Here is a 21170-nt window from a genome sequence, read left to right as displayed (position 1 = left end):
CGGGTGATGGGTTTTTACATACTTTAGTTTTTTTCTATTAATAAGAGGAATTTTATTTATTTAAATTGTTGTGTAAATACCAAACCCCTATCTATTACATCTACAATATCATTACTGGATTTAGCTTGTGCATTTAAGGATAAAATTATCTTTAAATTTTCTTGAGTCTCATAGCTCAAATCTTGCTTAAAAAAGATGTCTATTGCTTGTTCTATTCTTTTTTTCAGAACGGATAACTCCTTCTGACTATTCCCCTTTACTTCTGCTCTTGTAAGGGTATAATATTCTCCTTTTGAGGGTCTTGTAATACGTTTATCTAACCTAAAAGCTCTATCTAAAAAGTTTTCAAGTCTTTTTGCTTTCATTTCTTCTGTTGCCATAATATATTCCGTGTTCATTCTACCGCCTGCTCGATTAGACTTATTATGTATTCAAAATTTGAATTGTCTTTTATAGTTAATTCATAATCACCATTACCCCAATGACCAATTTCTGACACATCCCGAGTTAAGGCTTTTTGGTCTTTTAGCTTCCCTTTTTTAAGATTAATCCACATCTTTATTTGTTTAGTTTGGATTGAGATATCCAAAATATTTGTATTCTTCTTGAACGCTATATAATCTTTTAAAGGCTGAATCTTAATATTAGCGTCTAATTTTGAAATCGCAGCCTTTAGTTCCTTATATATTTTAATTGTTCTGGGTGTGCCCTTTTTGAAGTGGTCTTCTTCTGTGTATTTTTTTCTTACAATAGTAAGTGGAACAAGTTCTTTCAAATTAGGTTTTTTATTTACCTTTTTAGTAACCATTTCTTTTGCGACTTTTGCTGTTTGCGTTGATAACATATCTAATTTTATTTTTTGGATAGTATCAAACAAAGGTTCAAAATGTTTTAAGTCACTTATTTCAAAAGACACACAATTTTGAGCTAAAATATTTTTTGCTGATTTTTTTAAATCTGAACCAATTTTTTCGATTGATAAATTTGAGAAAAAGCCCTTTTTATCTTGAAATGCTTTTTCAAAAGCTTCCTCAAACTTAACAGATTCGTACATGTTTTCTATTGTACAATCCGCTGAATGACCACTAGGTTTAGGCAATGTTATTGCATAAAAATTGTTATTCCATTGTTGTTTTTCTGGTTCAACCTTAAGCCCTTTTCTAAAACCATTTTGATTTTCTTCATTCTGAAATTTTCCTAATGAATTTTGACCGGGTGAATCATTATCATAAATAGCAACATAAGTTTTATTATTATTTAAGTTTGCTTCAAATAATCCAAGCATAAAGGGTTGGATTTTAGACTCACTACCAAAAGAAAATATATCAAAGTCCAAATCTTTGAACTTTGGTTTTAATTTGTTCAGGGCGTTTTTTATATGGATTTTATCATGCTCACCTTCTACTAATAAAATTAAATTTTTATTACTTGAAAGAAATGTGCTTTGTTGATGTTTGTTCCAAAAATCTCCCGCTAAATCATCAATTATCTCTTGTTTTTCTTTTGATATTATTTTACCCTCATTCACCATAAATAAACAATCATCATTCATTGCTTTTGTAACTGTAGGTGAATGAGTTGTAATCACAATTTGTCTATTATTTTTATAAGGTTCAAATGTTTTTACTATTTGCTCTTTATTATTTAAATGTATATGTGCATCTGGTTCATCTAATATAAACAAGCTATCTTCTTGCTCTGCAAATTCAAATGCCGCTTTAATAAGCAGCAATTTTTTTTCGCCTTCACTTAAATCTTCAATTGTGAGATGCTGATTGAAACGGATAATAATATCAGTAATAATTTTTGTATTCTTTGGTGAAAAAGCGATGTACAACAGTTTGTATACGTCATCGGGAATATAACCCTCTCCCTCAATAAGTTGTTTGAATTCTTGTAATGTATATTCACTTTTTTTATCGATTTTCTTTATAAAATCCAATACCAATCCTTCATTGTATTGAGTGTAATTAGATTTATTAAAGCTTATCGATATTTTATCTACCTGTGTTATGTTTAAAACATTTTCAACAAATGCCTTATTATCATCTAAATCTGAAAGTAATAAGCTTAATAAAGAGAGATGCCAATAAAATTTATTTAAATAAAGCATTTGAGGCATTAAAGATGTAGCCTTTAAAATACCTGTGTTGCTTGATTTATTTATATTCTTAACATAATCATCGTAGAAAGGGAAGAAGCACTTATTCCATAATCTATCTTCCTCGCCACTATAAATTGCTATTACTTTTTTTGGCAGATACTCTTTTATGTTTATTGTGGCAACGCCATCTACAAATGATGTAACTTTTGAACGATTCTTTTCAATCTTGATTTTTTGATTGTTACTATTTGTATATTCAATAAGATAATCAAAAGATACGTTTTCATTGCTGCGGTATAAGCTCCTAAAAATATAACTAATAGCTTCGAGTAAATTACTTTTGCCACTTCCATTATTCCCGATTAATGCAATAATATCTGCGCTAGCAACTAATTTAGCTTCTAGGTTCTTGTAACCTTCAATTTTGAGATTTGTTATTTTCATTAGTTGAATATTTCTTGTTCAAACTGCTTTAAGGCTTCACCTTTATTTAGTTGTGCTTTATTTTGAAGTTCCCTAATTTTATCCCTCATTTTCTTAATTTCAGAAGCAATTTCAGTCTGAATGAATTTTGGTGGAAAAGGAACAAGGATTTCTTTAAGTTCACTTGAAGTAATTGCAGGATATGTTGCTCCTGTCATTCTATTTTTCAACTGCTCTAAACCATAGTAAGACATTAAAAATTCTTTCAGATAGGCTAATTCAGTTTTTTGATTTGGTTCTAAAATTGCAAATCCTGAAGAGCAAATATCACCATCATAGTTACTGTCAATTATTACAAATCTTTTTAAATAGGGCCTTGTAGTTCCAATCAAAAAATCTCCTTCAACGACTTGTTGAGTAGCTCTACTTGGTGCCTTTTTTACATTCAATTCTTTCACTTCTGTAATACCTTCAATAGTATCAATAGCACCTAATTCGATATATCTGAATGTCTCTTTGTCATAATCTTTTTTATTCCAAGAGCGATTTGCAAAACTAAATACATCACCTAATTTTCTTAATTGAAATGTTGAGGTTGCCAGTCCATTAAGGATACGCATATCTTTAGCAAGAATATCCCATCTATCAATATTCTTAAAACTAATTAATTGTAACCCTTTTATATTTTCCTTGAATTCAAGTTTTTTTAAACTTAATCTATTCATCAAATACTCTTCAATACCGTTTCCAACAATATCTGCTTCTTCTTGTTGCTGTTGAGCCAATTTTATTTTTTGTCCGTATTGTGACACAATACGATTTTGTTCTGTTAAAGTTGGTAATGGAATTTGCTGCATTAGAAACATTTCCATATCAATTCTTTGCCTGTTGGTAGTGCCAACACTACAACTTTGGGCAAACTTTATAAATTCTTTAGTTGTTGTTATCAATAAAAAGAAATCAGGAATTACTAGTTTTTTATTTATATCATAAGTAGGAAAATCATTAGTTACAATAGCCCCGTCCAATTCTGTGGGAATAATGCCGAAAGCCCCATTTCTAGCATCTATTTTTGATAATATAAATTGACCACTCTTAACCTTAAATTGATTTTTAGTTCCAATTTGTTCCCCTTTAACTTCATCTCTTAATATAACACCATTATTTTTAGACTTAACAGTGATGCGCTTATATAGTACATCATTCTCAATTTGTATTCTGTTATTATTTTTTTTCAATAAGGAATCTATATGAACTAACTCAAAATCTGGATTATAATTAAAACTAGATTCAAGCAGAAATCTTACACTCCAATTAATAAGGTTTGTTAAGGGTATTTTTACTAATTCTGCCATCTATTAATTATAAAATATTTCAGGTTCTTGTGCTTTGTTCTCACCAGATAAAGGAATGCGGTACATTTTTTTATCGTCCACTATTTGGTATTCTACTTTATTAATGATGTTTTCCCAAAGATGATTTTGTTCACGATATTCTGTAAACTCCTTCGCTAAAGGTTCAAGCTCATTATCAATTTTAGCCCCTGTAGTACTAATCCCTGCCTTTTCAACTTCTGCAATTGGTATTTCGTAATTGAACTTTTCTTTTATTAAAGCTTTCTTTTCAATTTCTTTTTCTTGTGCTATGGTTTTTATAGTACTTTTATATTCTTTTTTGGCTTCCTTTTCTTTTTCTTTTAAATCGCCAACCTTATACAATAAATCGTCATATTCTTTAGGGTTTAGCTTTATATTTCCCTTCTTTTGACCTTTTAAATTATTAATATCTTTTAAGGTTTTAGCCGCTTCGTTATACGCAGTTTCTATATTCTTATAATTTGTCAACGCTTCTTCCTCTTGAGGTTTGAATTTGACATTTATAGTTTTTGTGGCTGACACTACGATTGCCTTGTATTGTTTAACTTCTTCTTCAGTAAACTTTTTAAAGAACAGCAAACTTGGTTTTACAGTTGCACCAGAAGCAATAAATACATCTTGCGGTATGGAAGTAATCAACACAATTTTAGCTTTGCTTTCTACAAAGTCACGTATTTTTTGAAGATTGGAATTATTTAAAACACCTTCGGGCAATACAATGCCAATTCTTCCTCCTGGTTTTAATAAGTTAAGGCATCGCTCTATAAATAAGACTTCAGTAAGGGAACTCATAGTACCTGTTTTATATAAGCTTAATAAAGGCTTACCAATGTTATCACTTATTTGTTTTAGAGCATTTGTATATGCTGGATTTCCCGGAACATCATACCTTTCCTTATATTTCAGAATACGGTCTAAATCTTTATACTTATCTGCCTCTGTGATTTTTAAGCTCTTTTCTACTCTTGAACCGAATGGTGGATTTGTAAGAATGACATCAAAACGATTATCAAATATGCCGTTCACGTTCAATAATCCATCATTATGATGCACACCTCCATGACCATCACCGTGCATAATCATATTCATTTTTGCGGTGCGGCTCATTCTAGGATTGGCATCTGTACCGAAAATACATTCGTAACTCAATACTCTTAAACGACTTTTTGGATTGGTGATATCCAACTCTTGATTAAGTTTGTTGAATAGCTCGTTTACTATCTCGTCCACTTCTTCTTTTTTACTTTCTGTAAGCTTCTCGTATTCTTCCGTATAATAAATACTTTTGATTTTTTCTTTCTCTTCGTGGATATCTTCTTCAATTTTTGCCCTTACATATTCAAATGCTTTAATTAAGAAACCACCAGAACCACAGCAGGGGTCACAAATTATTTCTCCTTCTTGTGGGTCTAATACTTCTACCATAAAATCTACAATCGTACGAGGTGTAAAGAACTGTCCTAACTCTCCTCTAAATGTTCTTCCTAAAAACTGCTCAAAAGCTATCCCTTTTACATCATCTGACGTTGTAGAGAGATTGTATGTTTCTAACTCCTTTACAATCGCTTCAAAACTATTTTCTCTAATTCTAATTGATTCATTAGGGTCAAACAAATCATCATCTTTAAATTCTTCTTTAGTGTTTTCAAACAACTGTTGATAAAACGGTCTACTTGAAGAAGAAGAATATCGATTGTAGGCTTCTTTATCTTTTAAAAATTGTTCTTGTGAAAATACCTGTGCTTTAGAATTTTCTCTTTCGTATCTAATTTTGATGAATAGGATTTTGCTAATTTCATCAAATGCAGCTTCCGGTGATAATTTATCATTATTACGAATAATGTTATGACACTTGAATAGTAGTTTAGAAAACTCATCACGAGTAAACGCTTTTGTTTGCTTTAATAAAGCATCAACCTTTTTCGCATTAGTAATCATATTTGCGTTTGGAATGTCAATAACCTCATCCAATCTATCAGGAATATGCCCTTTTACAACTTTGAATATCTTTGTCTCTTTTAGATTTGTCGTCACAAAAAAATCAGCTCCTGCCCATGTTGCATAATTTAATCCTTGAAAATAATCTTCTTCTCGAATCGTTAAATGTTCTGCTTTACATTCCACAACAATGGAGGCATGTTTTCTTTTATTTTTATCTTCTTTCGACTTCCAAATAGCAATATCAGCCATTGCTCTACCCTGTCCACGTTGGGAGTTGCTAACCTTCAATTCTTGCGCCATTTGGTCTGGTGAGAATCCATAATTATCAATTAGTCTTAGAATATATGTTTGCCTAACTAACTCCTCTGGTTTTAGTACCAACCATTTTTCCAATAATGGCGCATATATTTTGTTGTCTTTAATTTGAAGTGTGTTTTCCATTATTGTCTAACTATCTTGTTTTTTAATTTGATTAATTTCCTTTTCAGCAGCATTCAAAATATCTTGAGGATTTTCTTCATCATCAATTAATTCTATTATCTGGTCTGCCATATAAAGGGTTTGTAATTCTGTTACCGAAGTATTTAAAAGTTTAGCCAATTGCGGAATAAGTTCACGTTTCGCTTTACGCTCGCTACGCTCAATTTTACTCATCATAGCTGTATCTATGTCTAAATCACTTGCTAAATGCCGCAATAATAAATTCTTTTTTTCTCTTAATTGCCTTATGTGTTCGCCGAATCTCATAGTTCTAAAATTGACTTGTCAATATTTGTCTAAAATAAGAAAAAGAAAACAACACCCAACCAACAACAAACACTATTTTAAAAGTAGTTTTTAACATTTCAGTATTTATGCGGGAAACCGTATCATGAAAAATTAATGTTGAGAATATTGAGGATTTAAAGGATTTTAAAGAAATACAATTCGCATTTCCTTAAAATCCTCAATTCCTTAATTACTCTTTTGAAGATTAGAGTAGTTGTTATGGGTATCTCTATGGATAAGCCCAGCATCCACAAATTTAGTGATATAGCCCTCTGCGGTTTTATGTGGTATGCTTTGTTGTGTAGCTAAATCTAAATAGTCTTGACGACTAAATTGAGTGGGCAAAGTGTCTAAAAATCGTTCTTTTCGATTCAATCGTTTTGCAGATTTCTGTTCTATAGGCAAATCATTGAAGACTTTACTACTATGTTTTACAAGAATTGAAATTATGGTAAGTGCATTGGCAAAGTCCGTATCTTCACATTCTTTAACTGCATTTACATCACCATCTTCCATGATGCGAAATACTGTAAATAGCATCATTATTCTAAAGGCAATCAAACCTAATCTACGAATGGTTGCAATATATTCTTCAGGTTGTAAATTGATGTATTTCGTTTGCAGTGATTCAAAAAATGTGTTGAATTGCTCTTGTTGTGCTGTCTTTAACCTTACTTCAATTTCTGGGTTATTTTTAAGGGTTTTATATAATTCCAAAAATTCGCTGCCCAACTGGTTATAATAATCATCCAATCCTAATTTATGATTGTTTTGGAAGACATTTTTCCAAGTAGGCTTGATGTTCATATAGTAAAACATAAACCTACTGAATAGACCGTTTTCGGCATTTGGGATTAAGGTTGCCACTTGTTTTGGTGTGCCAGATAGGACTGTTGATAAACAGGGTTTATCAATATCCACATATTCTCTATCGGTTCTTCGATAATAACAAATCGTTTCGTGATGAAAGGCCTTACGGAATCCATCACTATAATTCCCATAATCACTTTTAAAAGCTTGCGCCAAGGTATCGCCTTCGGTTTCAAAAATCAAGCCTCTACCTTCGTTATCAGATATCAACTGATAGACACCGGTTACACTATTATTGGCAGGAATGAATAACATTCTTTCAGGTGGTTTGCTCGGTTTTTCCAAGTTTTCATCTTTGCCCTTATTCATGTTATAGACCGCTGTTTCTGTTTCAAATTGCTGTTTTAATACTTTGGCTTGCTCTCGTTTTAATTTATGCACAGGTTCTACCAAATTTTTGATTTGGTTCAACCTTCCTTTACCTGCAGAAGCAGGTGCGGTTACAAATAGGTATAAATTGCTAAATACTTTCCTTTGGTCGTAAACACCAAATAACTTTGGGAAACAGGCACTAAAAGCCGTCAAAGCTCCTAACAACAAAATGTCCTTTTCCTCTGGACTATTTGCTGGGTTTATTACTTGTTGCAAAAACTGGGGCATACTTTCGTACACTTTTTCGGGAAATGTTGGCATGTTTTGCTGTTCCCTTTCCTCAATTTGTTGCGGCTGAATTACCTCATTTTTTGTCGGTTTAATATTCGCATGATGTGCATGATGATAAAAGGTTGCGATACTTATTCCGTGTCCTTTGGCGTTTAGACATTTATTGAATTGTTCATCACATTCTTTGGTATCATATCCTGCATAATTTTTACTTATTCGGTGGAAATACTCTCTGCCTAATTCTCCATATTCTTCAGCCAACGCAAAGCCTAAATCTCTCCAAGTTCCATAATTACCTGTTATATCCATCCCTGATTGCTCAATTGCTACCATGTAGGATTCTATGTCGTTATTAGCAACAGCAACAAATTTCGTTGTTGCTTTATTGCTGACTGCTGGTTTTTGTTGCTCTTGTGGAACGTCCAACCAATCTTTTGGGTTAAATGTTTTGCTCATAAGGCTTGGTGTCTTTTATGTAAAAAGGCTGTTGGGTCGTATGGTAAAAAACACGCTCTGGAAACGTCTTTACCTGACTGGTCAACCTCTATGTTATAAGTATGCTTAATGTAATTTGCTATTGCCTTGAAATATTCATTATGAGATACTTCTAAAATGTCAATTCTGATTATCCATTTAAGACCATCTCCAGAAGGTGAAGTGAATAGCATTTCCGTTTCAAAGTATTCATCATTCAACAACTGTTCTTTTAATTCTTGAAGGTTTTCCAAGTGGTCAAAATCAATTGTCAATAAATTTGAGTGCTTCAATAAATTGCTGTCATTACGTTTTTCAAAAGTTCCTGAAAAAGTGACGTAGTCAAAATGATTCGCTTTGAATTTCCGAGCTTCTTTTATATCTGTAATCGCTCTTAAGGCATCAGTGATTTTTTTGTATTTATCACTTGTGATTAATTCGAATACTTGATGCAATCGCAAGGTTTCCACAGGAAACACATTGCGAACAGGTGCTTTAAAAAAACTACAGCGCGCATACCAGGTATCGTCTGGACCATTCAACCATACCAATTCATCTTTTACCTTTATTTCTAAATTCAGATGCAATTCTTGATTTATCATCTGCAATACATCTGTTTCATCAGCCATTTTAAAGTGGTATTGCGCAAAATCGAATACATCGCCTTGGAAGGTTTCAAGTTCGGTATCTCTATGGGTTGCAATCACACCATCGATATGAATACGAAGCGTTTCTTTACCACCATTAAAAGGGTTTCTGGTTATCCCGCAGTCCCTTCCTTTTACGGAAAGGACTGTAGTTTCAGGATAATACTGTCTCAACACATAGGCGTAAATATTTAAACCATAATGTGTTCTATCCAAAATTGCTTGCCTACTTACTTCCATTTTGTTTGAAATTATGGTTATAGTAGTTGTCTTGAAGCAATTGCTCTAAATCTGACACTTTGTAATAGAACTTCCCTTGTATTTTGCTGTATGGCAATGTTCCATTATCCCTAAAGGTTTGTAGCGTTCGCTTGCTAATATGCAAGGTTTGCAATACGTCTTGGTTGTCCAACCATGTTTCCTTTAATAGTTCTGCCCTTGATTGTCTAAAAATTTCTATTCGGGCTTTTATGTCTTTAATTTCTTGGGAAATTGACAAGATTAAATCGATGATTTCAGTCATAACTTCACCGCTCCTTTCTTAATTAAGAAGTCGGCAGCTTGCTGCTCGATTTCATCTTGTGAGTCCATACGGTTACGCAGTAACCAACGGTCTAATTCCTCACGTTGGAAGTAAATCTTTTTGCCATTCGGTTTATAATGTGGAATGGCTCCCGTACTTGTCAATTTATACAAGTGTGATTGGGAAAGTTCTAAATAATTGCAAGTTTCATTGAAATTCAATACTTGCTTTTGCATCCTATGTTGCTCCTGCAACATTTTTTCGATGCGGTCTAATTGTTCTGTGATGTTTGAGTCCATCTTTATCTGTGATTAAAATAAATAAGGACATCAGGCCTAATGTCATTCTTGGTTTTCAAGAACAGGACAAAGGTTGAAAAATGGGAAGTTGATTTTAGTAAGGGTGTAAAACAACGGTAAGACAAGAGTAAGATTTATTACTATTCTTACTGTTTTTTATTGCAGTTGTTGGATGATTTTGTCTATTTCTTCTTTTCCTTTGGGATTATGAACTTGATTTTTGTGAAGATTATTTGCAGTTAATGGTGTGTCTGATGTAGTTTTAAATTTTCCAGACCGTTCCATTGAAGTAGGATTAAAATTATTAAAAAAAGGTTTGAGTTGTTTTACTATGTAACTTAATTGTGTGGTTTCACAACCAAAATAAACTTGATAATCTAAAAGCTTAAAATCATCAGCAGATAAAAGTTTATGCAAATCTTCAACTTTAGTTCTGTTCTGCAATAAATCAATTTTTAATTGCAAATCCTGGAGAACTTTTAGAAGAATTGATATATCACGACTTTTAAAGCCAAAAGAGGTTTTTGGCTTTCGAATTGGTTTAGCCTTATTAGTGTTTTTTGGTTGAATTGCATCTAATTGTTTTATTGAGGATTCATCAAAGTTGCTATCATAGAAATATTTTTCGGCTAATTCTGGAACTGTATATAAATGAGCATCCGAATAGTGTCCATATTGTGATTGCAATTCTGCATATAGTTTGATTGCTGATGCTTTCAGATAATTAATAATGTAATTGGAGTCATCCGCCAAATCATTAGTAATATTCCGGTCGTTAATATATTTAGCAATATCATTTAGATACTTTTCAAGCTTATTTGACAGAGCTGTGTAAGAATATTTATTCTCGGCCGTCGTAGCGTCTTGAGGAAAGTCATCCTGAAATTTGGTAATTGTATCTTGAGTATTATTAAAAATATTTATTTGATAATACTCCTTTTTACTGTTTAATGGTTTTTTAAATTGTAAGTGAAAAACGGCATTTTCTGCAACTGGTTTCAATTTTAAATCACCAAGCAACATTTTAAATTCTCTTTCAGATTTTTGGTCTCGATGTAATCCCTTTGTGATTGACACTAAACTTGAAAATATATTTTGATTCATTATAGGTCTAATTGTATACGGTTGGCAGCATCTTTCTTTTTATCATCAATAACTTTTGCGTAAATCTGTGTCGTTCTCAATTCTTTATGGCCTAACAACTTTGACACTGTATAAATATCAGTACCCAAAGTCAATTGTAAAGTTGCATATGTATGGCGTGCACAGTGAAAAGTAATACTTTTTGTTATACCTGCATTCATTATCCATTGTTGTAATTTTAAATTAGACCAGGCACTGTAATGTAAATCTTTGAAAATTTTATCTTTTGGCTCGCCTTCTTCACCTAGTAATTCCCTAGCCTGTTCAGAAATAGGTAAAGTTTCCGCTCCTTTTGTTTTCTTTTGTCTAAATCGAATATAATATCCCATCTCTTTAGAATGCTGTACCTCTGACCATATTAACTTTTCAATGTCTGACCATCTTAATCCGGTTATTGCTGAAAATATAAAGGCTTTCTTTAGTAAAGGTAACTCGCATTCTGTGTTGGCAGCTCGTTGTAATTCATCAAGCGTTAAAAATTCTCGTTGAGGTTCTCCTTGTTTGAAATACTCAACACCGTTGGCAGGATTCATTTTTAAAATTCCATCCTTTACCGCTTGCTTTAAAGCTGCTGAAAACTTCCCAAAATAGGAATACTTTGAATTTTGAGATAATTTTTTTCCTGCCTTACCCATCGCCTTCTTATCTAAATAATCTTTGAACCTCTGAACGAATGTTTTATCTACATCCTGAAAACTTACATCCAATGGACAAAAGAGTTTTAAATGTTTGAGCATACTATTCCAATTCCCATAATTGCCAGCACTGGTGTTTTTCTTTTCTGCTAAAGTGGTTACGTAAGTTATGAAACTTCCCTTTAATTTTTCTATGTCATGGAACCCATATATACCATTTTGTATTTCAACTTGCCGTTGTGCGCAAATGGTTTCAGCCAATTGCTTGGTTTTCTTGTTGACTTCTCTTTCTGTTTTGGTTTGAGGATTAGGCGTAAGATATAATCTTAAATACTCCGTTTTACGTTTCCCCTTATGATAATAATCTAAATACAAACTGATACTATCATTTTTTTTGCGCTGTCTTAATGTAACTTTCATAGTAAATCAATTAAAGAGGTTTTCAATTTGCCAACGGGCAACAATATGCTTTCTGCCAAAAGTAACAGCTTTTAAACGTCCTTGTTGTATCATTCTTTGGATGGTCCATCTACTTACTCCAATAAGTTGAGAAGCCTCTGTAACGCTTAAAAAATCCTTGTTGTTTATAGCATCTGAATTGTAGTGGTTAATGATTTCTTTTGACTGTTGCACAGCGTTATCAAGTGTAGTTTGAATTTTCTCATTGCGCTTGCGTGCTTTATAAGCTTTCTTCGCACAGGTATCACCGCAATAATTAGTGACAGTAGTACGAGCAGTAAAAGCCTTACCGCAATGTTTACAGGTTTTCGGAATGAATAAATTACTGCTCATAAATGGTGCTTTATATAGCGTTATGGTGCAACGTGGGGCAATATGGTGCATCATTTCGCCAATCTCTTTGCCAGCGGATTTGGGCAACAAATCCATTAATAGGGCAACAGATATACAACAAATATAATGAAAAAATGGCAAATAAGCAACAAACAAAAGAATATAAAGTGAAGAAAAACAGGGAGTTAACAATCAAAGGAAGGTAAATTACTTTCCGATACAAAAATTAGCAAAGATATTCCCCAACAAATCATCATTGGTTATTTCACCTGTTATCTCACCGAAGTGATACAAAGCTTGACGAATATCAATCGCCAACAAATCGCCAGACAAGCCAGATTGCAAGCCGTGTTTCACTTTTTCAATTTCATCCAAGGCTTTCAATAAAGAATCGTAATGTCTTGAATTTGTTACTATAGTGTCATTATTTCTTAATGCACCCGTATTTACAAAACTTAAGAGTTTGTCTTTTAATTCATCGACTCCAATACCTTTTTTTGCTGATAGAAAATGAATTTGAGGAATCTCACTTTTTATTGATTTTATCTGATTTTCATTCAACTTATCAACCTTGTTAGCAACAATCAATAAGGGTTTTAAAGGATATTTATTTTTAATTTTTTCAATTTCAATTTTAAAAGAATTGATGAACACATCTACTTTAAAATTTAAACTATCTGCAAGAAAAACAACTACTTGTGCTTGATCTATTTTTTCAAAGGTTTTTTTAATACCAATACTTTCAACTACATCTTTAGTTTCACGGATACCTGCGGTATCAATAAAACGGAAGCCTATACCACCTATGGAGATTTCATCTTCAATAGTATCTCTGGTAGTTCCTGCAATGTGCGATACAATGGCGCGCTCTTCATTTAAAAGCGCATTTAAAAGTGTTGATTTCCCAACATTGGGTTCGCCCACAATAGCTACTGGAATACCATTTTTAATAACATTACCAACTGCAAATGAATCTATCAAACGTTTTAAAACAAAACTGATGCGCTCTACCAACTCTTTAAACTGGGTTCTATCGGCAAACTCAACATCTTCTTCAGCAAAGTCTAATTCTAATTCTATTAACGACGCAAAATTGAGTAATTCTTCACGTAGTTTTGCTATTTCAGATGAAAACCCTCCACGCATTTGTTGCATGGCTATTTGATGTGATGCTTCATTATCCGATGAAATTAAATCGGCAACTGCTTCGGCTTGACTTAAATCCAACTTCCCATTTAAAAAGGCACGCAAGGTAAATTCGCCCGCTGTAGCCATTCGGCAACCTTTTCTAAGAAATAATTGTATAATTTCCTGTTGAATATAATTGGAACCATGGCACGATACTTCAACCACATCTTCACCTGTATAGGAATTCGGGTTTTTAAATACCGAAACCAATACCTCGTCTATAGTTTTATTTCCATCTATAATATGCCCTAAATGAATGGTATGTGTCTTTTGTAGGCTAAGCTTCTTTAGGTTTTTAACGGATTTAAAACATGCGTCGGCTATTGCAACCGCATCTTTTCCTGACAAGCGAATAACGGCAATGGCACCCGCACCCGATGGTGTCGCTAATGCTACTATGGTGTCGTGATGTATCATGCAGCAAAAATACTAAATTTGAAATGCTAAATACCACGCTCTTTTTATAAAATATAGTAGAATATACGTCATAATAGATTTGATATTTTGACTTACGATTAAAAAAATAAAATATATGGCTTAATTTAAAATTTTTTAAAACAGCTGTAGCCCCTATAAATACTATGCGTACATAGTTTTTTTTACGTAACATCTCATTTTAAATTATAAATAAATTTTTAACTATGTGACTTTAAATAAATTATGGTGTCTTAAATAATATAAGTCAAATAATTAATAGTCCATGAAAATTAGTGCTTCAGTTTTTTCTAATCATATTTTAAACTCAAAAAAATTGAAATTAGGAGATATTTATTTTTTCCACAATTTTGCTGTGATAGAATTTAATGAAGGCGTACACATAGACATTTATAATTCCGATCAAATATTTGAGGAGTTAGATTACTATTATGGTAACTCCAAACCTTTTGGAGTGATAGCAAACAGAGTAAACTCCTATTCCGTAAATCTAATGGATTTAGATTTATTTAGAAAAAAATTGAAAAATTTATGTGCTTATGCCGTTGTAGGCCACAATCTTGCAAGTAAAATGAATGCTGAAATAGAAAACACCTTTTACAAAAAAGGTAAAATAAACTATGATAGCTTACATGCAGCATTTGAAGCAGTAAACAATAAGTTAGTAAAATTGCAGTTAAGCTAGCTTAAACTAAGTAAATACCGTCTGGTTTAATCTCAATTTGTTTCTGCTTATACAAAGTACCCACAGCCTTTTTAAAGTTCTTTTTGCTCATTTGGAGCATTTCTTTTATCGCTTCAGGATCCGATTTATCGGTTAAGTTTAAAAACCCACCATTATCATGAAGTTCGTGCATAATACGTTCGGCATTAGGTTCAATATTTCTATAACCAATTTGTCCTAATGAGATATCCAATTTATTTCCTGGTCTTATCTTTTTTACAAAACCTTTTAACTTATCACCAACACTTAGTTCAGTAAAAATTTGGTCATTGTAAATCAATCCAGTATGCACTTTATTAACAATCACGTTCATACCAATATCCGATGGATGCGACACAATTAAATCTACTTCATCAAACTGGTTAACGGTTAGCACTTTATTATCCAAAAAACTATTGGTTTTGCTCGAAGCTGCCAATCGTCCGGTTTTTTCATCTAAATAGCAATATACCAAATACCAACCTTTGGGCTTCATTTTAAAAGCTTGTTCTTTAAATGGGCAGAACAATTCCTTCACCAAACCCCAATCTAAAAAAGCACCATATTCGGTTACGGCATTACAACGCAATAAGGCAAACTCACCCACCTTTATATACGGCATATCTGTAGTTGCTACAGGGCGTTCTTCATTATCTAAATAAACAAAAACATCTAACTTATCCCAAATTTTAAACGATTCAGGCACATACCTGTTTGGTAATAAAACCTCATTATCTTCTGTATCTACCAAATACGCGCCGTGGTCGGTTTCACGTAGTATTTCCAATGTATTAACTTGCCCAATTCTTATCATGCCGCAAAGGTAACAATATTCATCATATTTTTAAACAAATGTATTGGGCGTTCCCCTATCGGGTCGGGCGTTCCCTTACAAGTCCTCGCTCCTGCGTCGCTGTAGGCTTTCCAGTACACTCCCTAACGCGGGCATATTTGCTATCAAAGCTCCCAGCTAGTTAAAATTGAATTATTTAAAAAGGTAAACTCAAAAAAAAAGCGCTACAATGTAAATTGCAACGCTTTATTATCATTAAATCTGTTTTTTATTTATAAACAGACTCTTTTTTGAAATGTTTCGTTAATAAATAATAAACAACAGCTCTGTATTTATTACGGTTAGACTTACCATATTGCTCAATAACTGCATTAATTCCTTTATCTAAATCTGCACTGTCCTTCAATCCTAATTTCTTAATTAAGAAATTGTTTTTTACCGTTGCAAGCTCACTTTCATCCGAGCCTGAAACCGTTGCAGCGTCTGCATTGTAAATTGATGGACCACAACCAATTGTTACTTTAGTTAATAAATCCATGTCTGCTGTAACACCACATTTTTCTTTTAAATCGGCAGCATACTTTGCAATAAGTTCATCACGTTTACTCATAATAAATTGTTTTAATGTGTTTATAAATATTTAAATTGATAACTGTTTTAAAGATACCTATTTTTTAGACACAATTAAAGTAAGAAAGTCACAAAATTATTTATTTTAAATATTCAAAATACTGAAGCAATACTTCATCATTCAAATCTTTAGGTGTAAAAATCTCCAATAATTTAGGGCGTTCTTCTTCCACAAAAAATTCTTTTAAATAATATTCCAATGGTTTTTCTTTTGAAACGCTTTTATAAGCAAAACCATACATTCTACATAAATGTCTGGCATTTAAGTGGTGTGTGGTTTCAAAATAAGTTTCAAAATTCTTGGTGTCTTTATGCCCTGGGAGGATTCTAAAAATACCTCCACCTTGGTTATTAATCACAATAATCCTAAAATTTTTAGGGATATAATTGTTCCATAGCCCATTGCTATCGTATAAAAAACTTAAATCGCCCGTTATTAACGTAGTGGGTTTATCATTCACCACAGCACAACCTATCGCGGTAGAAGTGCTCCCGTCAATACCACTAGTGCCTCTATTACAAAATACCGTGTTGTATTTATTGATATTAAATAATTGTGAATAACGTATTGCCGAACTATTTCCTATTTGTAAAATAGTGCCATGTGGTATGTTTTTAAACAACATATCGAACACTTTTAAGTCGGTAAAAGGAATACTTTTTATATAGGCATCGTGCTTTTTTAAACGGTTGTTCTTAACCTCTGTCCAATAAGCGTTATAGTTGCTCTTAACATAATGCGTTATTTTTGGCAAAAAGGTGGAGAAAAACTGGTTTGGCGACACATCAATATGATTGCTTAAACAGAAAAACGTATCATTAGCCATTTTCTCATCAATATGCCAATGATATTTAGGTTGAAATTTTCGTAAAAACGTTTTTATTTTTTTAGACACTATCAACCCGCCAAAAGTTAATAAGATATCTGGTTGTAGCGCCTTTTTTTCTTCTTCGGTTAACGGAGAAATAATTTGATCAATAGATGGAAAAAAGCTGTCTTGATACAAGTTAGACGTTGTTTCTGTAAACACAATTACACTGTCATCTTGCGCCAATTCATCTAACCATTTTTGTTCAACTATGTTAGGTTGATTAACACCTACAAGTATCATTTTTTTGGATGTAGAATTCCAATCTTCTAAACACTCGTTAAGCACATATTCTTCAATTACTTTTGGTTTTATTACTGGTTTGGTTGCTTTAGGATTTACCCTTAGTTTTTCAACCGTTTCATAAAGTGGTTCATCAAAAGGAATATTAATATGCACAGGGCCATTTTTTAACAAAGCAAAATTCAATGCTTCATTAATTTCTTCTTCATTATGTGTTTGAATATCTTTTTGCAATCCTAAAAAACGTTCTAATTTACCTTCAAGGTTTTTCAACATAGGCAATTCTTCGTTTTCAGGAATATTATTTTCGTCCTTAACATCCAATTTTAAATTAACTGAATATAGAATATGGTTTTCAAAAATATTTTTTTGGTTAATGGTTTGTCCATCTCCAACTCCAATTAAATGTTTAGGGCGATCTGCCGAAACTACCACCAATGGAATATTACTATAATAAGCTTCGGTAATAGCTGGATAATAGTTTACTACGGCGCTACCCGATGTACAAATAACAGCAGTTGGTTTTTTTAGTTGCTGTGCTATTCCTAAAGCAAAAAAGCCAGCACTACGTTCATCTACAATACTGTAGCATGTAAAAAACGGGTTATTGGTAAACCCTATGGTCAATGGCGCATTTCTGCTACCTGGAGAAATAACAATGTGCTTGATACCTTTAGCTTTAAAAAGCTCTACAACGGTTTGGGCTAGAGGAATTTTTGGATAAATCATATACTTGAATCAATATGTAAATGTAATAAATAGGGCTTAATATTAGCTAATTACAAAATATTTTTAATAACTAAAGATTTTGATACGGTTTCTTCCCATTCACTTTCGGGGTTCGAATTTGCTGTAATGCCTCCACCTATATATAGGATGGCTTTATTGTTTTTTACTTGCATGCATCGTAAATTAACATACAATTGTGTCCTTTTTTTAGTAATGGCGTAAGCTCTATTTTCAATATTCCGCTTTCCAGAGCGTGGCGCAGTGGTAGTTTCAAAATTTAGCTCACCTAAAAAACCTGTATAAAATTCACGGTTATAATGTTCATTATTTAAAATGAATTGTTTTGCAATTACTTTTGGAACCCCACAAACAGCTGGTGTTGGGTGAATGGCGTTAATAACATCTTTTAATGTAGAATTGGGTTTTAATCGTGCAGAAATCATGGTTTTTAAATGCACCAGATTACCTGCCTTTACGGTTTCGGTGTCCGAAATACTCAAACTTTCAACTGAAGGTTTTAAACTTTCAACAATAAAATCGGTTACAAATTTCTGTTCTTTTATTTCTTTATCTTGCCAAACAACATCCAAATTCTCCTTATAAACCTGAGTACCCGCCAATGCCATAATAGAAAACTGGCTGCCTTCAATTTTTACAAGCGTTTCGGGTGTAGCTCCTAACCATAAGCCTATTTTGGGATGGTACCAACAATAATCAAACGATGATGTATAGGAACTTAAAAGCCTTTTGAATATGAAAACAGGATTGATTTCCTCAATTAAAACCTCTTCTTTTCTTGATAGTACCACTTTTTCAAATGCTTTATCCTTTATGGATTTAATAGCTTTGGCGACTAAATTTACATGTTGAAATTTTTCTTTTTCATCGATAAAATTAGTTGCTTTAAACATTTCATTTGAACATAATATTTCAGAATTTGTAGAAATAAGCTCAGAATCATCAAAAGGGATTAAAATTGAAGTTTCAGCATCATCAAATGGTGCAAAAACAAAGCCTTTTTCAGTAAAATCGTTTACCTTATGTATCTCATTGGTAGTTTGAAATAAAGCAATTAATTTGTTTTCTCTCGGTTTTCTGTATGCAACAAAAGGTAATTGGTTGTTGTATTGGGTTTCAATACGGGCAAAAAAATCTTCCAAAGTCATTAATTATCTCTTTTTGGTAACGAAATGGTCGATAATTTACAAACCGATATCAGGTTATTAGCTTCATCGGTTACTCTAATATCGAGTAATTGCGTTGTTTTGCCTTTATGAATAAATGTTGCTTTGGCATACACAAACCCCTCCTTTATACTCTTTAAATGGTTTGCTGTAATTTCAATACCACGTACAAAAAACTTTTCGGTATCTATAAAAATATGCGATGCAAAACTACCAACACTTTCAGCTAATGCCGCTGTTGCACCGCCATGCAATACACCATCAGGTTGATGTACTCTAGAGTTTACGGGCATACGCGCTACTAAGAAATCATCACCATAATCTATAATTTCAATACCCAATGTTTCCATTAACGTATTTTTGCTTGCCTCATTTGCTTTGGCAATGACAGTTTCTTTAGTTAAAATCATAAAATATTGTATTTTTAATCTTGCATGTAAAAGTACAAAATACGCATGGAAAGACTATAAAAAATCAGTTTCAATTATAAAGCTTTCTAGTTGAACAAAATAACAAACTTATGAATGTAGTAACCTTAGAAAACCCACGAGTTAAGTTATCACTTTTAGATTTGAATAATTACGAACATCTACTAGATATAGCTAAACAACCCAATTTGGTTTTCTATTCGCCTAGCAAAATTGATACTCCCGAGGATTTAAAAGCATATGTACAAACCGCCATTGATGATTATCACCATAAAACCGCTATACCATTTATAATTTTTGATAAACAGACGAATACTTATGCCGGTTGCACCCGTTTTGGACTTATAAACTGGCATCATAAAGTGCTGCACATTGGTTGGACTTGGATTGGAAGTCAATTTCAAGGAAACGGATTGAACAAACACATGAAATTTTTAATGCTACAATATGCATTTGAAACTTTAGAGTTTGATAAGGTAGAGTTTCGGGTTGATGAGCGCAATATAAAATCGAGAAAAGCGGTTGAAAAATTAGGTGCTACACTTGAAGGTATTTTACGAAAAGACACGTTAATGCTTGATGGTTTTAAACGGAATACTTGCTGTTATGGGATTTTGAAAGAGGAATGGGACGACATTAAAACTACTGTTTTTGATGGGTTTTAATAAATGTTTCTAATAATTAAGCATCAAACGAATAAAAAATGATTCACTTTATCGTGAAAATATTTGAAAAAAACGGATATATGACAATTTTATAATTTTAATGGATAGTTTTATTACAACCAACCATAAAATTAATCCCAATGAAAATTACATTCCCTTTTTTAATCATGCTTTTTATGATTTCAAGTATTGGTCATGCACAATTTATTTCAAATAATGGAGAATATCATGTTCTTGCTGGTGCAGCGGTATCTGCCATAACTTATACACTAGTGTATTCCAATACTAAAAACAAAAAGAAAGCATTTTGGTACAGCTTAGGAACTTCAACTCTAATTGGTATTGCCAAAGAGGTTTATGACAGTACCCAGCCTCAGAATAAATTTGATGCAGCTGATGTAGCCGCAACATCTATTGGAGGCTTAACGGCCAGTATAACCCTTAGTTTATTTGTTGGAAAATCTAAAAATCGAAACAAAACTGCATTAGTAAATTGATTTTAGTAGTCCTTCGTATAACTCACAAAAAAAATCCTAATGTCATATTAGGATTTTTTTTTAATTGATTCAATTGTCCCGTCCTGCAATAGCGATACACTCAAACCTTAGTGTAATGAAAACACCAGAAAACAGTGGGTATGTAAAGCGTACTCAAAAAGATTATTCGATTTCTTTTAAGCTTCAGGTTGTTCAAGAAATAGAATCA

Annotated in this window: 21 protein-coding genes; 3 read left to right on the top strand and 18 right to left on the bottom strand. The window is 32.5% G+C overall.

From position 1 onward, the window contains the following. Positions 1-56 precede the first annotated feature (56 nt). The 13 genes from J8H85_RS00105 to mnmE all read right to left on the bottom strand — a co-directional run bounded on the left by J8H85_RS00105 (position 57) and on the right by mnmE (position 14203). Positions 57-380, bottom strand: coding sequence for a hypothetical protein (locus tag J8H85_RS00105; RefSeq protein WP_209651459.1), 324 nt, complete (start codon positions 378-380; stop codon positions 57-59). Positions 381-394: 14 nt separating this feature from the next. Then, the gene (locus tag J8H85_RS00100; RefSeq protein WP_209651458.1) at positions 395-2548 is read right to left on the bottom strand and encodes an AAA family ATPase; all 2154 of its coding nucleotides are present in this window, start codon (positions 2546-2548) and stop codon (positions 395-397) included. Then, a complete protein-coding gene (locus J8H85_RS00095) occupies positions 2548-3882 on the bottom strand; it encodes a restriction endonuclease subunit S (protein WP_209651457.1) in 1335 nt (444 codons plus the stop codon). Before J8H85_RS00095 ends, J8H85_RS00100 begins: the two co-directional genes overlap by 1 nt. A 3-nt stretch (positions 3883-3885) precedes the next feature. Further along, a complete protein-coding gene (locus tag J8H85_RS00090; protein ID WP_209651456.1) occupies positions 3886-6285 on the bottom strand; it encodes an N-6 DNA methylase in 2400 nt (799 codons plus the stop codon). A gap of 6 nt (positions 6286-6291) precedes the next feature. Beyond that, positions 6292-6591 carry a helix-turn-helix domain-containing protein gene (locus J8H85_RS00085; protein WP_209651455.1) on the bottom strand — a complete coding sequence of 100 codons (300 nt, stop codon included), beginning with the start codon at positions 6589-6591 and terminating at the stop codon, positions 6292-6294. Between the two features lie 207 nt (positions 6592-6798). Beyond that, positions 6799-8541, bottom strand: coding sequence for a DUF3987 domain-containing protein (locus tag J8H85_RS00080; RefSeq protein ID WP_209651454.1), 1743 nt, complete (start codon positions 8539-8541; stop codon positions 6799-6801). Next, positions 8538-9446 carry a BT4734/BF3469 family protein gene (locus J8H85_RS00075; RefSeq protein ID WP_209651453.1) on the bottom strand — a complete coding sequence of 303 codons (909 nt, stop codon included), beginning with the start codon at positions 9444-9446 and terminating at the stop codon, positions 8538-8540. Before J8H85_RS00075 ends, J8H85_RS00080 begins: the two co-directional genes overlap by 4 nt. Continuing rightward, positions 9433-9729: a helix-turn-helix domain-containing protein gene (locus tag J8H85_RS00070; RefSeq protein ID WP_209651452.1), complete on the bottom strand. Its 297-nt coding sequence runs from the start codon at positions 9727-9729 to the stop codon at positions 9433-9435. Before J8H85_RS00070 ends, J8H85_RS00075 begins: the two co-directional genes overlap by 14 nt. Beyond that, positions 9726-10028 carry a helix-turn-helix domain-containing protein gene (locus J8H85_RS00065; RefSeq protein ID WP_209651451.1) on the bottom strand — a complete coding sequence of 101 codons (303 nt, stop codon included), beginning with the start codon at positions 10026-10028 and terminating at the stop codon, positions 9726-9728. Before J8H85_RS00065 ends, J8H85_RS00070 begins: the two co-directional genes overlap by 4 nt. Before the next feature lie 156 nt (positions 10029-10184). Further along, positions 10185-11132: a DUF6617 family protein gene (locus tag J8H85_RS00060; RefSeq protein WP_209651450.1), complete on the bottom strand. Its 948-nt coding sequence runs from the start codon at positions 11130-11132 to the stop codon at positions 10185-10187. After that, positions 11132-12226 (bottom strand): site-specific integrase, encoded by a 1095-nt coding sequence (locus J8H85_RS00055; protein ID WP_209651449.1) that lies wholly within the window; start codon positions 12224-12226, stop codon positions 11132-11134. The genes J8H85_RS00060 and J8H85_RS00055 overlap by 1 nt, the downstream gene beginning before the upstream one ends. Positions 12227-12232: 6 nt before the next feature. Continuing rightward, the gene (locus J8H85_RS00050; protein ID WP_245243694.1) at positions 12233-12694 is read right to left on the bottom strand and encodes a helix-turn-helix domain-containing protein; all 462 of its coding nucleotides are present in this window, start codon (positions 12692-12694) and stop codon (positions 12233-12235) included. Between the two features lie 111 nt (positions 12695-12805). After that, a complete protein-coding gene (gene mnmE / locus J8H85_RS00045; RefSeq protein ID WP_209651448.1) occupies positions 12806-14203 on the bottom strand; it encodes a tRNA uridine-5-carboxymethylaminomethyl(34) synthesis GTPase MnmE in 1398 nt (465 codons plus the stop codon). Between the two features lie 334 nt (positions 14204-14537). On the opposite strand from mnmE, the gene J8H85_RS00040 reads away from it, so the two are divergent. Next, on the top strand, positions 14538-14906 hold the full coding sequence (locus tag J8H85_RS00040; protein ID WP_209651447.1) for a hypothetical protein: 369 nt from the start codon (positions 14538-14540) through the stop codon (positions 14904-14906). A 1-nt stretch (position 14907) separates the two neighbouring features. Here J8H85_RS00040 and J8H85_RS00035 read toward each other — a convergent pair whose 3' ends face one another. From J8H85_RS00035 to J8H85_RS00015, 5 genes are all read right to left on the bottom strand, one after another. Further along, positions 14908-15738: a CvfB family protein gene (locus tag J8H85_RS00035; RefSeq protein ID WP_209651446.1), complete on the bottom strand. Its 831-nt coding sequence runs from the start codon at positions 15736-15738 to the stop codon at positions 14908-14910. 247 nt (positions 15739-15985) lie between these two features. Continuing rightward, positions 15986-16327, bottom strand: a complete 342-nt coding sequence (locus J8H85_RS00030; RefSeq protein ID WP_209651445.1) for a DUF2853 family protein — start codon at positions 16325-16327, stop codon at positions 15986-15988. Positions 16328-16427: 100 nt separating this feature from the next. Then, positions 16428-18188, bottom strand: a complete 1761-nt coding sequence (menD, locus tag J8H85_RS00025; RefSeq protein WP_209651444.1) for a 2-succinyl-5-enolpyruvyl-6-hydroxy-3-cyclohexene-1-carboxylate synthase — start codon at positions 18186-18188, stop codon at positions 16428-16430. A gap of 50 nt (positions 18189-18238) precedes the next feature. Further along, positions 18239-19354: a chorismate-binding protein gene (locus J8H85_RS00020; RefSeq protein ID WP_209651443.1), complete on the bottom strand. Its 1116-nt coding sequence runs from the start codon at positions 19352-19354 to the stop codon at positions 18239-18241. Beyond that, a complete protein-coding gene (locus J8H85_RS00015; RefSeq protein WP_209651442.1) occupies positions 19354-19782 on the bottom strand; it encodes a PaaI family thioesterase in 429 nt (142 codons plus the stop codon). Before J8H85_RS00015 ends, J8H85_RS00020 begins: the two co-directional genes overlap by 1 nt. A gap of 110 nt (positions 19783-19892) precedes the next feature. Here J8H85_RS00015 and J8H85_RS00010 point away from each other — a divergent pair, with 110 nt between their 5' ends. Together J8H85_RS00010 and J8H85_RS00005 are read left to right on the top strand one after the other, a co-directional pair. Further along, positions 19893-20465, top strand: a complete 573-nt coding sequence (locus tag J8H85_RS00010; RefSeq protein WP_209651441.1) for a GNAT family N-acetyltransferase — start codon at positions 19893-19895, stop codon at positions 20463-20465. Positions 20466-20605: 140 nt separating this feature from the next. Then, positions 20606-20962 carry a hypothetical protein gene (locus tag J8H85_RS00005; protein ID WP_209651440.1) on the top strand — a complete coding sequence of 119 codons (357 nt, stop codon included), beginning with the start codon at positions 20606-20608 and terminating at the stop codon, positions 20960-20962. The last annotated feature ends 208 nt before the right edge of the window (positions 20963-21170 follow it).

Source organism: Mariniflexile gromovii, assembly GCF_017814435.1.
Taxonomy (GTDB): domain Bacteria; phylum Bacteroidota; class Bacteroidia; order Flavobacteriales; family Flavobacteriaceae; genus Mariniflexile; species Mariniflexile gromovii.
The sequence above is the reverse complement of the archived record's forward strand: the minus strand, read 5'-3'. Positions and strand labels throughout refer to the sequence as shown.